Source organism: Geobacillus sp. GHH01 (assembly GCF_000336445.1).
Classification (GTDB): Bacteria; Bacillota; Bacilli; order Bacillales; family Anoxybacillaceae; genus Geobacillus; species Geobacillus zalihae.
Genome location: NC_020210.1, coordinates 3150014 through 3163137, shown reverse-complemented (window position 1 = coordinate 3163137; position 13124 = coordinate 3150014). Strand labels below are relative to the sequence as shown.

General features: G+C 52.2%; 13 protein-coding genes. 11 read left to right on the top strand and 2 right to left on the bottom strand.

All coding sequences use genetic code 11. The features are described 5' to 3' along the window. The first annotated feature begins 89 nt into the window (after positions 1 to 89). The 11 genes from prfB (at position 90) to GHH_RS15630 (ending at position 9789) form a co-directional block, all read left to right on the top strand. Positions 90 to 1194 (top strand): peptide chain release factor 2 gene (gene prfB, locus GHH_RS15685; protein ID WP_013146416.1). Its coding sequence is split into 2 segments (ribosomal slippage): positions 90 to 164 and positions 166 to 1194, totalling 1104 coding nucleotides; the frame shifts between segments, so codons are not numbered across the junction. 111 nt (positions 1195 to 1305) lie between these two features. After that, positions 1306 to 1566, top strand: coding sequence for a hypothetical protein (locus tag GHH_RS15680; protein ID WP_011232575.1), 261 nt, complete (start codon positions 1306 to 1308; stop codon positions 1564 to 1566). After that, complete coding sequence (locus GHH_RS15675) at positions 1535 to 1795, top strand: type II toxin-antitoxin system RelE/ParE family toxin (protein ID WP_014196752.1); 261 nt, start codon at positions 1535 to 1537, stop codon at positions 1793 to 1795. The genes GHH_RS15680 and GHH_RS15675 overlap by 32 nt, the downstream gene beginning before the upstream one ends. 136 nt (positions 1796 to 1931) lie before the next feature. Beyond that, positions 1932 to 2795: a YitT family protein gene (locus GHH_RS15670; protein WP_015375817.1), complete on the top strand. Its 864-nt coding sequence runs from the start codon at positions 1932 to 1934 to the stop codon at positions 2793 to 2795. Between the two features lie 63 nt (positions 2796 to 2858). After that, a complete protein-coding gene (cccB, locus tag GHH_RS15665; protein ID WP_015375816.1) occupies positions 2859 to 3191 on the top strand; it encodes a cytochrome c551 in 333 nt (110 codons plus the stop codon). Positions 3192 to 3662: 471 nt separating this feature from the next. Next, the gene (gene ftsE / locus GHH_RS15660) at positions 3663 to 4358 is read left to right on the top strand and encodes a cell division ATP-binding protein FtsE (RefSeq protein WP_011232571.1); all 696 of its coding nucleotides are present in this window, start codon (positions 3663 to 3665) and stop codon (positions 4356 to 4358) included. Then, on the top strand, positions 4339 to 5232 hold the full coding sequence (gene ftsX, locus GHH_RS15655) for a permease-like cell division protein FtsX (RefSeq protein ID WP_015375815.1): 894 nt from the start codon (positions 4339 to 4341) through the stop codon (positions 5230 to 5232). Before ftsE ends, ftsX begins: the two co-directional genes overlap by 20 nt. Positions 5233 to 5264: 32 nt before the next feature. After that, positions 5265 to 6563: a murein hydrolase activator EnvC gene (locus tag GHH_RS15650; protein WP_015375814.1), complete on the top strand. Its 1299-nt coding sequence runs from the start codon at positions 5265 to 5267 to the stop codon at positions 6561 to 6563. 251 nt (positions 6564 to 6814) lie between these two features. Beyond that, on the top strand, positions 6815 to 7039 hold the full coding sequence (locus GHH_RS15645) for a heavy-metal-associated domain-containing protein (protein WP_015375813.1): 225 nt from the start codon (positions 6815 to 6817) through the stop codon (positions 7037 to 7039). Between the two features lie 196 nt (positions 7040 to 7235). After that, positions 7236 to 7949, top strand: coding sequence for a pirin family protein (locus GHH_RS15640; protein WP_015375812.1), 714 nt, complete (start codon positions 7236 to 7238; stop codon positions 7947 to 7949). A gap of 391 nt (positions 7950 to 8340) precedes the next feature. Then, on the top strand, positions 8341 to 9789 hold the full coding sequence (locus GHH_RS15630; protein WP_013146403.1) for a S41 family peptidase: 1449 nt from the start codon (positions 8341 to 8343) through the stop codon (positions 9787 to 9789). 406 nt (positions 9790 to 10195) lie between these two features. Here the strand turns inward: GHH_RS15630 and GHH_RS15625 are convergent, their stop codons facing one another. Together GHH_RS15625 and GHH_RS15620 are read right to left on the bottom strand one after the other, a co-directional pair. Beyond that, positions 10196 to 11188, bottom strand: a complete 993-nt coding sequence (locus GHH_RS15625; protein WP_015375810.1) for a glycosyltransferase family 2 protein — start codon at positions 11186 to 11188, stop codon at positions 10196 to 10198. 16 nt (positions 11189 to 11204) lie between these two features. Beyond that, positions 11205 to 12878: a DUF6044 family protein gene (locus GHH_RS15620; RefSeq protein WP_015375809.1), complete on the bottom strand. Its 1674-nt coding sequence runs from the start codon at positions 12876 to 12878 to the stop codon at positions 11205 to 11207. Positions 12879 to 13124 lie beyond the last annotated feature (246 nt).

The window sequence follows — 13124 nt, the reverse complement described above, 5'->3', positions numbered from 1 at the left end:
TTATAAATAATAAAGGGAGGCTCGGCCTCCCTTTTGAATGGCAGACATTCATCGTTGGCATACTATATTGATGATGAGGTGAGGACAACATGATCGATTTGGTGGAAATCAAGCAAGAGCTTGAGAAAATGGCTAAGCGATTAGCGGAAATCAGGGGGTCTCTTTGACCTCGAAGCGAAGCAGGCGCGCATTCGCGAATTAGAAGAGCAAATGGCGGCGCCCAACTTTTGGGATGATCAAAAGGCGGCGCAGGCGGTCATTTCCGAAGTGAATGCGCTCAAAGATCTCGTCGAGGAATTTTCCTCGCTTGAAGAACGGTTTGACAACTTGGAAGTGACGTACGAATTGCTCAAGGAAGAGCCGGATGACGAGCTCCAAGCTGAGCTCGTCGAGGAAGCGAAAAAGCTGATGAAAGACTTCAGCGAGTTCGAGCTGCAGCTGCTGCTCAACGAGCCGTACGACCAAAACAACGCCATTTTGGAGCTCCACCCGGGCGCGGGCGGCACGGAATCGCAAGACTGGGCGTCGATGCTGTTGCGCATGTACACGCGCTGGGCGGAGAAAAAAGGGTTTAAAGTCGAGACGCTCGATTACCTCCCGGGCGAGGAAGCCGGGATTAAAAGCGTCACGCTGCTCATTAAAGGGCACAACGCCTACGGCTACTTAAAAGCGGAAAAAGGGGTGCATCGGCTGGTTCGCATCTCGCCGTTTGACGCCTCAGGCCGCCGCCATACGTCGTTCGTGTCGTGCGAGGTTGTGCCGGAATTGGATGATAACATTGAAATTGAGATCCGGCCGGAAGAGCTGAAAATCGACACGTACCGCTCAAGCGGCGCGGGCGGGCAGCACGTCAACACGACCGACTCGGCCGTGCGCATCACCCACTTGCCGACCGGGATTGTCGTCACGTGCCAATCGGAGCGGTCGCAAATCAAAAACCGCGAAAAAGCGATGAATATGTTGAAGGCGAAATTGTACCAAAAGAAACTCGAGGAGCAACAAGCCGAACTCGCTGAGCTGCGCGGCGAGCAAAAAGAAATCGGCTGGGGCAACCAAATTCGTTCGTACGTCTTCCATCCGTATTCGCTTGTCAAAGACCATCGGACGAACGTCGAGGTCGGCAATGTGCAAGCGGTGATGGATGGGGAAATTGATGTGTTTATTGACGCGTATTTGCGTGCGAAGTTGAAGTAAAGGGCGATCATCGGATCGTCCTTTTTTTCGCTTCAAAATCGTGTTTTGGCCTTTTGACGCATCTATGCTTTCGTGATACGCTGAAGGTAATGATAAGGAAAAAGGAGGGCGATGGCTTTGGCTGTGCGCAAACAATTGCTTTACGAACTGATTGACCGGTTGGATGAAACGGATCATCAAACAGCGTACGATTTTTTGATGTACTTGCTTGATCGGTCCAGAAAGGAACGAATGGTATGGGAGCGGATTGACGAAACAGATGAAGAAGAAGCGTTGACGGAAGAAGAGCGCCAGCAGCTGCAAAGCGATGAAGGATATATCACCGGGGGAGAAGCCAAGCGTGAATTCGGGCTACAAGTTGATTTACCGTAAGGCTGCAGTCAAATTCATCGCTCGTCAAGACAAAGATGTTCAAGAACGATTCGCTTTCGGGCTGCAAGGTCTGCTTGCGATCCCGCCGCAGGGGGATATTAAAAAGTTGAAGGGGCAGGATGGATTATATCGGCTGCGGGTCGGAACATATCGTGTTTTGTTTCGCATCGATCATGAAGAACGAATCATCTATATTGAGGCGATCGGCAACCGCGGGGATGTGTATTGAGGCTTGTATTTTTTGGCTAGGGCGATCATCGGATCGTCCTTTTTTCCTTTAGCATAGCAGACCATTATCGCGTTAATCGGCTGTCATTTACTTGCCAAAACGGGCATGCTATACTCACAGAGGAAGGTGGGGAAGCATGCGGGAGCGAAGAGAGAAGACCATGCCTCCGGCGGTGGAGGCGGCTTTGGAGTATGCGTATGTTCTGATCGGCGCGGCGATCGTCGCTGTGGCGTTTAACGTGTTTTTGCTGCCGAACCGGATCGCTTCGGGCGGAGTTAGCGGCATCAGCACGATTATGCACGCGTTGTTTGGCATTGAGCCTGCCTACGTCCAATGGGCGCTCAACATTCCGCTCTTTATCGCTGGTGTTGTGCTTTTGGGCCGGCAGTTTGGCGTGAAAACGTTCGTGGGGACGGTGTTTTTGCCGCTTGTCGTCTATTTGACGAAAGAGATGGAGCCGGCGACGACAAATCCGCTTCTTGGCGCGATTTTTGGCGGCATCGGCGTTGGGCTCGGCCTTGGCATGGTGTTTCGCGGCCGGGCGTCGACCGGCGGCACTGATTTGGCGGCGCAAATCATCCATAAATATACCGGGCTGTCGCTTGGGATGTGCGTGATTTTCATCGATGGCTTGATCGTGTTGACCGCGGCGTTTGTGTTTGATATCGAACGGGCGCTCTATGCCTTGATCGCGTTGTATGTGACAAGCAAAACGATCGATCTCGTCCAAGTCGGGCTTGGGTATTCGAAAATCGCTCTGATTATTACAAAAGAAGAGGAAAAAGTGCGCCGCGCCATTTTACACGAAATCGACCGCGGAGTGACGCGCTTGCCGGCGTATGGCGGCTACACGGAACATGAGCGGCCGGTGTTGATGTGCGTCGTCGCCCAATCGGAGTTCACGAAATTGAAACAAATCGTCCGAACCATTGATCCGACAGCGTTTGTCATCGTTGCGAACGCTGCTGAGGTGCTCGGCGAGGGATTTCAACGTACGTAACAGGGGAAGAAATCGGTTATAATAAATGGGGAACGGAATTTTTCGTTTGAGGGGGAGTTCGCCATGAAATGGAAGTTGGCTGCGATGTTCCTTGGCGTTTCGCTCGCGCTCGCGGCATGCGGAGGTGGCGGGGATAACGCTGGGAACAACAACGGCAACAATGGTGGAGGGGATACCGCCGCGTCCGCCGAGCAAATTTTTAAACAAAACTGTGCGTCCTGTCATGGACAAGACCTGTCGGGCGGGGTCGGCCCGAACTTGCAAAAGGTTGGAAGCAAGTATTCCAAAGATGAAATTAAAAACATTATCGCCAACGGCCGCGGCACGATGCCGGCAGGAATCATTAAAGGGGAAGACGCCGACAAAGTGGCGGAATGGCTGGCTGCGAAAAAATAATGGACGGATGTTTCTGACTCTTTGAAAGGAAAAGATCGCTTCATTCAAGGAAGGTGCACCGCCTTGTTCGCTTAAGAACGGGGCGGTGTTTTCTGTTTTTGCATCTTTTGTCCTAGTTTCTCCATTGTTCCCCATTTGAAATATAAATGTAAAATTCGACAATAGAAAATCGTGTTATAATAATCCTTGCGGAATTTTGCAAGATTCATTCGAAACAGCTCGAGAAATGGCAGCAAGTGAAATATGCTTGACGGAAAAGATGTTTATCCATTTTCGACTGTCGAGGGCAAGCCTGTGGCTTGCCTCCGTCACGCTAAGGCGTGGCGGGGGCGGACAACCACTCGCTTCACAGACCCATGCATGGGTCTGAAAGGGGCGTTGTTCGGCCGCTCGACAGTCGATCAAATGATCCAAGCCGTAAATATGAAGGCCTCAAATTGCATCTATATAGTCGAAAATTAGGTGATTATGATGATTGAAATGCAAGATGTATACAAAACGTATCCAAACGGCGTTGTGGCGTTAAACGGCATCAACGTTCGCATCAAGCAAGGAGAATTCGTCTACGTCGTTGGGCCCAGCGGAGCTGGGAAGTCGACGTTTATTAAAATGATGTACCGCGAGGAAAAGCCGACGAGCGGGACCATTATGGTCAACGGCGTCAACCTTGCCAAGCTGAAAGACAGCAAAGTTCCTCTTTTGCGCCGCCATATCGGTGTTGTGTTCCAAGATTTCAAGTTGCTTCCGAAGCTCAACGTTTACGAAAACGTGGCCTTTGCCTTGGAAGTCATTGAAGAATCGCCGAAAGTGATCCGCAAAAAAGTGATGGAAGTACTCGACTTAGTCGGCCTCAAACATAAAATCCGCTCTTATCCGAACGAATTGTCCGGTGGCGAACAACAGCGCGTCTCGATCGCCCGCTCAATCGTCAACTCCCCGAAAATCGTGATTGCCGACGAACCGACAGGAAACTTGGACCCGGAAACCTCATGGGGCATTGTGGAGCTGTTTGAAAAAATCAACGACCGGGGAACGACGATTGTGATGGCGACTCACAACAAAGAGATCGTCAACGCGACCCGGCGGCGCGTCATCGCCATCGAAAACGGGAAAATCGTCCGCGACGAGGCGAAGGGGGAATACGGCTATGACGCTTCATACGTTTAAGCGCCACGTCCGGGAAAGCATCAAAAGCCTTGGCCGCAACGGTTGGATGACGTTTGCCTCCGCGAGCGCCGTTACGGTGACGCTTTTGCTTGTCGGCGTCTTTTTTGTCGTCATGTTCAACATCAACCATTTTGCCCAAAAAGTCGAAAACGATGTCGAAATTCGCGTCCATATCGAGCTGACGGCCGACAACCAGCAAAAAAACGCTTTGCGCCGGCAAATTGAAGCCATTCCAAACGTGAAGGAAGTGCGCTATTCATCAAAGGACGAAGAGCTGAAGCGGCTGATCAAAAGCATGGGGGAGGAAGGCTCGTCGTTCCGCTTATTTGAACAGGACAACCCACTAAGCGATGTATACGTCGTGAAAGCGGCCCATCCGCAAGATACAGTGAAAATCGCCAAACAAATCGAAACATTGCCGTTCGTCCATAAAGTCAATTATGGCCAAGGGACGGTCGAGAAGCTGTTTGACGCACTGAAAGTGGCGCGCAACGTCGGGCTCGTGCTCATTCTCGGATTGTTGTTTACGGCGATGTTTCTCATTTCCAACACGATCAAAATTACGATTTTCGCCCGCCGCCGCGAGATTGAAATCATGCGGCTCGTGGGCGCGACGAACGGGTTTATCCGCTGGCCGTTCTTTTTGGAAGGGCTATGGCTTGGAATGCTCGGCGCTCTCTTCCCGATCGCGGCGCTTTCGATCGTGTACTACAACGTGTATCAGGTGTATGAACAGTGGGTTTCCTTGCCGTTTTTTGAACTTCTTCCGTTTTCGCCGTTTATGTGGCAGTTGAGCGCACTGCTGCTGGCGATTGGCGCGGGCATCGGCATTTGGGGAAGCGTCATGTCCGTGCGCAAGTTTTTGAAAGTGTAAAAAAGAATCATACATAGGGAGAGGGGAAAGCGATGAAGAAGAAAAATATGATGGCGCTCGCCGTCGCCGCGGCGCTCGGTCTTGGCGTTCTGCCGCCGGCGGCGGATGCCGTCAGCACTCGTGATATCGAACAAAAGCGAGGGGAGATCGACGCGCTTCGTTCGAAGCGGTCAGAGGTGCAGGAACAAATCAGCGAGGCGCAAAAAAACATCGAAGCCCTTCAATCGCAGCAAAAACAAGTCGCCAACGATATGGAAAAGCTGAACATGGCCATTGAGGAAACGAGCGGCAAAATCCGCAACGTCAGCGTCGACATTGACCAAACGGAGCAAGCCATTGACGAATTAAAACAAGAAATTGCCGAAATTCAAGAACGCATTGAAAAGCGAAATGAAATTTTGAAAGAGCGGCTCCGTTCCTTGCAGGAAAGCGGCGGGACGATCAGCTACTTGCAAGTATTGCTTGGCGCGCAAAGCTTCAGCGACTTCATTGACCGGATGAGCGCCGTGACGACGATCATGGAAGCGGACCAACAAATCATCCGCGAGCAGGAAGCCGATAAAGCGTTAAAAGAGAAAAAGGAAGCCGAATTGACGGAGAAGCGGAACAAGTTGCAAGCGGATTTGCAAGAATTGAAGCAGCTGCAATCGAAACTCGCGGGCCAGCTGGAGCAAAAAAATCGCCTGATGGCCGATTTGAAGCAAAGAGAGGAAGAAGAGCATGATCATAAGATGGCGCTCGAAGAGGAAAAAGAGCTGATCGCCAAACAAGAAGCGGCAGTGAAACAACAGCTTGCCGAACTTGAGCGGCAAAAACGGGCGGAAGAAGCAGCGAAACAACGGGCGCGTACGTACACTTGGTCTGACAGTGGTGAAGCATCGTCAGGGGAAACGCCATCCGGCGGCAGCACACCGCCTGTGTCGAGCGGGGCCTTCACCCGTCCAGCCAACGGTCCGATCACCTCGGGCTTTGGCTACCGGTTTGGCGGCACGGACTTCCATCCCGGGGTCGACATCGGCAAGCGGGCTGCTGTCGTTCCCGTTGTGGCGGCCGCAGATGGCATCGTGTTCCGGTCCTATTATTCTAGCAGCTATGGCAACGTCATTTTCATCAGTCATGTGATTAATGGGCAAACCTATACGACCGTGTACGCCCATTTGGAAGCGCGTCTTGTTGGCGAAGGGCAGCACGTCCGCAAAGGGCAAGTGATCGGCTATATGGGCAATACCGGGAATTCGACCGGTCCGCACCTTCATTTTGAACTGCACCGCGGCGGCTGGAACCCAGGAAAAACGAATGCGGTCGATCCGCGTAATTACATCGCTTTCTAAATTCTGCTATACGCAACTTGTCTGTCTATGAGGCGGACAAGTTGCGTATTTTTTGATTGATTGGACATCAAGGAAATGGTTTGGCCGCACCACATCCCCCCTTGACTCTGTACCTTAGTACACTGTTTATAATGGTACACAACAATGGAAATCTTCCCGTTGTCGAAAGGAGGATGAGTGATATAGGTTTCATGAGCGAGGATCTGAACAAATTAAGAAAGAGACATTTCTGGATAGGAGTGATTTTTACCATGAAAACATACCGAATGACCGTCCGAGGCATGACATGCACCGGCTGTGAACAACATGTCGCCAGAGCGCTGGGGGCGATTGGGGCCAAGCTGATGGATGTCAGCTTCCAGCGCGGTGAAGCGGTATTCGCGTTGCCTGAGGACACGGACGTTGACATGGCGAGACAAGCGGTCCAAAATGCCCATTACGAGCCGGGGGACATTTTTCGCCTGTTTTTAGGTTGACAGGCGAACGGAAGTTTTATATAATTATCTCGAATTCAAGATTTATTGAATGAAGAGAAATGGTTGCGCCTAACGAGGATGAGACAAGAAAAAAACGGGAATCAATAGCGTAGGCGGTGGTGGTTATGGCGCTTGCGGATTCGGAACAGCAAGCGCTTGATGGCCCATCATTTCTTGCAATGAAGGAGTGGAAAAGATGATCCGCATCGACCGGGCGTCGTCCCGATATTATGCTGATTACGGGTGGCTGAAAACATATCATAGTTTTTCGTTTGGCGAGTATTACGACCCGGACAACATTCAATTCGGGCCGCTGAGGGTGTTAAACGACGATTTCGTCGCGCCGCTTGCGGGGTTTGGCGCCCATCCGCACCGGGAGATGGAAATTGTGTCGATCGTGCTGAAAGGCTATTTGCAACATGAAGACAGCACCGGACATAAGGCGGTGACAACGTTCGGCGGCGTGCAGCGGATGTCGGCCGGCACCGGCATCGTCCATTCGGAAGTGAACCCGTCGGCGACGGAAGAGGTGAACTTTTTGCAACTTTGGTTTTTGCCGGAACAATACGGATTGCCGCCGTCGTACGAGCGGACCGAGTTTCCGGTCGACAAGATGAAAAACGCCTTGCTGCCGATTGTCACGAAACACCCGTCTTCCCCGGGGATTGCTCACATTCATCAAGATTTGACGATTTATCTTTCCGATTTGGAAGCCGGGCATGAGCTGACGTTTACCCAGCCGGAAGGACGGAACATCTTTGTCTTTGTCATTGAGGGGGATTTGACGTTAAACGGCGAGGCCCATCTCGAGCGGCGCGACGCGGCCCGCATTACGGACACACCGGCGCTTCGCCTGGCGACGAACGAAGGATCGCGGTTGATGCTCATCGACTTGCCAAAAGAGGGGTGAAAGCGTTTCGTTTTTGTCCGGCTCATTGGTTTGGCTTCCATTCTAGATCGTGCCAAGAAGACGAATCAAAAAGAGGCATCGTTCGCCGCCAAGGGCGAGGGGTGCCTCTTTTTCCGCTCTGTATGAGTTGAGAAATCAACAAGGAGCGTGTAAACTAGTAAAGGATGGGCAACGCACTAGCATACTCGGTACAAGCCCAACATATGATGAAGATAAAGGCATGGCACGGCGTGAGGCGGTGCTTTTCCTTTTCGTGTTTTGCAAAAGCCGTCAGCGTTGGGGCGGAAGGGATGTTCATTTGCTTCACTGACGGAGGAGCGAGGAGAAAGCCCCCTTCTCGCACCGCAGCAAGCGGTGGGGAAGGTCAAGCATAGGGTGAGGAGGAAGCAACGTGAAAAAATCGACGACGGCCGCATTGATGGCCATATCGATGCTCATTGGGGCGGGAGGGACGTACGCTGGCCTTCAGTTGGCGGACCGCCCGATGGAAGGCTCGCTTTCGACGATTGTTTCGAATGAGCCGTCCAAGTCGACGAACGACAGCGAAGAGATGAAAAAAATCCGGCAAGCGTATGAGCTCATTAAGAATCGGTACGTGGAGAAAGTGGATGAAGAAAAACTGACGGAAGGCGCCATTCAAGGTATGATCAACACGCTCCATGACCCGTATTCCGTCTACATGGATGCGGAAACGACGGAGCAGTTCAACGAGTCGCTCGACTCGTCGTTTGAGGGGATCGGCGCCGAAGTGAGCATGATCGATGGCAAGGTGACGATCGTTGCTCCGATCAAAAACTCGCCGGCGGAAAAAGCGGGTCTGAAGCCGAACGATCAAATTTTGCGCGTCAACGGAGAAAGCCTGGAAGGGCTTGATTTATATGAAGCGGTATTGAAAATCCGCGGCAAGAAAGGAACAACGGTGGAGCTTGACATTTTGCGCCCCGGCGTCAAAAACGTGATGAAAGTCAAAGTCGTCCGCGACGAAATTCCGATTCAGACGGTGTATGACTCGATCAAAACATACAACGGCAAAAAGGCGGGCTATTTGCAAATTACGTCGTTTTCGGAAAACACGGCCGCCGATTTTAAAAAGAAATTGGCGAAGCTTGAGGCCGAACATATTGATGGCTTGATCATCGATGTGCGCGGCAATCCGGGCGGCTATTTGCAAAGCGTTGAGGAAATTTTGAAACAGCTCATCCCGAAAGGCAAACCATATGTGCAAATTGAAGAACGCGATGGCGATCGGCAAAAGTTTTATTCCGATTTAACGGCGAAAAAGCCATACCCGATCGTTGTGCTCATCGACAAAGGAAGCGCATCCGCGTCGGAAATTTTGGCGGGAGCGATGAAGGAAGCGGGCGGCTACAAGCTGGTCGGCGAGGCAACGTTCGGCAAAGGGACGGTGCAGCAGGCGATCCCGATGGGCGACGGCAGCAACATCAAATTGACGCTGTACAAATGGCTGACGCCGGACGGGCATTGGATCCATAAAAAAGGGATCAAGCCGGATGTCGCGGTGGCGCAGCCGGATTATTTCCACGTCGCTCCGCTTCATGTGGAAAAACCGCTTCGGTATGACATGAACGACGAGCAAATCGCCAATGCGCAAAAAATGCTCAAAGGGCTTGGCTTCAACCCGGGCCGCACGGACGGCTACTTCAGCAAAGAAACCGAACAAGCCGTTCAAGCGTTCCAAAAAGCGAATCAGCTGCCGGTTACGGGACGAATCGATGAGACGACGGCGGATGTGCTGCAAACGAAAATCATGGAAGCCGTCCGCGATCCGAACCATGATGTGCAGCTGAAAAAAGCGCTTGGCGTGTTGTTTCCGTCGTAAGCGAGCCGAGGGCGATTGATGCTATATATGGTAATCAGAAAGGGTGTCCCGATCCTTCTGGGACACCCTTTCTTTTTATCATCTCTATAGATGCAATTTAAAACTTTACCATTTTTCGTTTTTACCAGTGATTGCATCCGACTGTCGAGTGACCGAACAACGCCGCTTCCAGACCCATGAATGGGTCTGTGAAGCGAGTCGTTGTTCGGTCTTCCAAGCCACAGGCTTGCCTTCGACAGTCGAAAATGGACAAACCACTTTTCCGTCAAGGATATGTTAAACTTCTTCGTTGCATCTATATCGAATCGAAGGAGGCTGCTGCCAGGCCGCAAGTGAAAGCAGGAGATGTTCAAGCGGATCCGATTGATCCGTCCGACCTTTTCGGTTTTGGATCACCTATGCCTTCCTACAGGCGGGCTGGTGTTTTCTCCCTTTCTGATGGAAGCGGCAGCTGCACGGTTTTTTCGACCGCAAACCGCGGCCGCCGTTTCACCTCTTGATAAATTTTGCCGATGTATTCCCCGATGAGGCCGAGGCTCATGAGCACCAGCCCGCCGATGAACCAAACGGAAATCATGAGCGACGTCCAGCCTGATTCGGCGTGCCCGAGAAGTTTGCTGATGAGGGCGTACAGCCCGGCCGCACCGCTCGCGAGAAAGGCCAAAAAACCGATGAGCGTAATGGCGCGAATCGGTGCGACGCTTAAGGACGTGATGCCGTCAAAGGCGAAGGCGAGCATCTTTTTGAGTGGGTATTTCGACTGTCCAGCCCACCGCTCATGCCGGTCGTAAAAGACGCACGTCGAGCGGAAGCCGACGAGCGGAACCAACCCGCGCAAAAAGAGATTGACTTCCGTGTAACGGCTCAGTTCATCGAGCGCCCGCTTGCTCATCAGACGGAAATCGGCGTGGTTGTAAATCAGCTCGATTCCGATGGCCCTCATGAACCGATAAAAGGCTTGGGCGGTCGTACGCTTGAACCACGTGTCTGTCTTTCGGCTCCGCCGCACGCCATACACGATGTCATACCCTTCGCGGTATTTTTGCACAAATTCGCGGATTGCCTCCACATCATCTTGCAAATCGGCGTCAATGGACACGGCACAATCGGCGTATGCCCGAACGGTTTCGAGCCCAGCGAGCAGCGCCCGCTGATGGCCGACGTTGCGAGCGAGTTTCACACCGGAGACAAACGGGTTGCGCTCGCTTTCTTCTTCAATGAGCGCCCATGTCCGGTCGCGGCTGCCGTCGTCGACAAACACGATATGGCTGCCGATGGCGACCGCTCCTTCTTCGAGCAGCTGCTCAAGCAAAGCGGTCAGCCGCCGGGCCGTTTCCGGCAACACTTCTTCTTCGTTGTAGCATGGGACGACGATGGCTAACAATGGTTTGTCCACCATGTTTCTTGCCTCCCTTTCACTCCACTTCGTATACATAAATTTTCCAGACTGACTGTCGATCGGTGAACGCCCGCAAGAAGCGGAGATGGATGTCGCGGGCGTTTTCGATCGGGACGGAGGAAAAAATGTACTTGCCGCCAAGCTGTTTGAATGCCTTTGTGTTGATCTCGAAATGATGGATGACTTTATGCGATCGTTTCGTGAACATATAATGTTTTCCGAGCTCTGCCGAGAACAAATAGACGCGGTTGCCCCAATGGTCGAAATAGTCTTTCAGCACTGGGCTTTTGTCCAATTCTTTGGCAATGATGCGGCGAAACTTCCGCTTATACGATAACGGGTAAAAATTGTTGTACGTATCGAGCGTATAAAACCCGTTGTATTGAGCGATGGCCGGGTGAAGCCCAACGCTGGCGACGCGGTAGGACGATACCGGCTTGCCGATGTATTGCTTGATTTTGGTAAATAAATGTTCAGAATAAAACTGCTCGAACGACGGCGTGCCAGCGAGGCGATAGCGGATTTCCTCGTTAAACCCGCCAAGCAAAAGCAGCTGCAGCGCCAAGGCGATCGGCACGAGGCGCCGCCATGCGGTCCGTTCCTTGGCTAAGATTTGCAAGGCCAAGGCAAAATCGACGTAAATGACCATCGGCCGCAAAAAATGGAAGCGGGCGAAATTGAACGTATTCAAAAGTGAAATCCGTTCTTTCAGCGGCTGCCACCCTTTGTAAAACCAAAACGCATACCAAGCCGATAAGGCGATGTTCAACCAAAACAGCAAAAGGAAGCGCCGCTCCAATGGCCCGCGCTGACGGCGGCGCAAAACGAGAAAAAACGCCGCCCAAAGCACCGGCAAGATGATCGGCCCATGGACGGTCATCACATGCGTATGGCCGAGCACATAGTTTTTCAACGTCAACCGAAGGCAGTGGACGAAGCTGAGCCGCGAGGAGAGGAACTCGTTCCGGCTCGTCGGTTCGCCGCTGAAGACAAGCGAGTACACGAGGCGGTACTCGATGGCCAAAAACAAGCTTGTCATCAGGGCGATCGCGGCGAAAAACCGCTTGTTCCACTGCTTGCGGACAACGCCGTCAAACAGCCACACCGCCGCCATCGCGGCGAGGAAAAAGAAAAATCCGAGCACAAAGCTGGCGTAAAACGGAAGCAAGATGATCGCAAGCCATTCTTTCCATGTCGCTTCTCCGTTGCGGATCGACAGAAACGCCCAAAGCGCCAGCGGCATGCCGAGCGTGCTTAACATGCCGGACGGCCAAAACGGTGTCAGCGCAAAAGCAAGCGCCGCCCCGACGCGAATGAGCCATGATTCCGGTGAAGGCAAAAAGTGGCGCCTGAGCAGCCAATACATACCCAAAAAGGCGAATACCCTCGTGATCGTCTGGCTGAGCGCGTACGCCACCATGGAGGGAAACAAAGCGTGCAGCCACACGATGCCGCTGAATTCTGTGCCGAAGGCGTTGCGCGGCAACCCGTTGATCACTTGCGGGATGACGGCATCGATTGGGCCAAATAGTTGGCCGCTGCGAACGAGCACGCGATACCAGGCGATGTTCGAATCCATATTGTCGTGCACGCGAATATGGGCGTGTTCGCTTAACATGTACAGCGGAGAAAGGTAGAGAGCCAATACGATGAACGCGATGGCAACCGCTTTTCGTTCTCTTTGTTCCATCTCGCGCGCCCTCCTTTCCCATACGGGAAGATTGCACAACATGATCCATTATAAACCGCTGCGATTAAAAGAGAATAAAAAAATCGTAAAGAAGTAGTGAAGAAGAAAAACAAAAAGGCTTATCACCACAACACGTACTTGACAAGCAAGGCGTTTTTGGATCCGCTATATAGCTCAAACATGGATGGACTGATTTTTCTTTATGCGCGTGAGTAAGACATAATTGGAAACCGTCCAGGACAACTT

Coding starts and splice junctions, on each gene's coding strand:
- GHH_RS15680 (WP_011232575.1), top strand. CDS start 1,306: ATGGCTTTGGCTGTGCGCAAACAATTGCTTTACGAACTGATTGACCGG.
- GHH_RS15670 (WP_015375817.1), top strand. CDS start 1,932: ATGCGGGAGCGAAGAGAGAAGACCATGCCTCCGGCGGTGGAGGCGGCT.
- cccB (WP_015375816.1), top strand. CDS start 2,859: ATGAAATGGAAGTTGGCTGCGATGTTCCTTGGCGTTTCGCTCGCGCTC.
- ftsE (WP_011232571.1), top strand. CDS start 3,663: ATGATTGAAATGCAAGATGTATACAAAACGTATCCAAACGGCGTTGTG.
- ftsX (WP_015375815.1), top strand. CDS start 4,339: ATGACGCTTCATACGTTTAAGCGCCACGTCCGGGAAAGCATCAAAAGC.
- GHH_RS15650 (WP_015375814.1), top strand. CDS start 5,265: ATGAAGAAGAAAAATATGATGGCGCTCGCCGTCGCCGCGGCGCTCGGT.
- GHH_RS15645 (WP_015375813.1), top strand. CDS start 6,815: ATGAAAACATACCGAATGACCGTCCGAGGCATGACATGCACCGGCTGT.
- GHH_RS15640 (WP_015375812.1), top strand. CDS start 7,236: ATGATCCGCATCGACCGGGCGTCGTCCCGATATTATGCTGATTACGGG.
- GHH_RS15625 (WP_015375810.1), bottom strand. CDS start 11,188: ATGGTGGACAAACCATTGTTAGCCATCGTCGTCCCATGCTACAACGAA.
- GHH_RS15620 (WP_015375809.1), bottom strand. CDS start 12,878: ATGGAACAAAGAGAACGAAAAGCGGTTGCCATCGCGTTCATCGTATTG.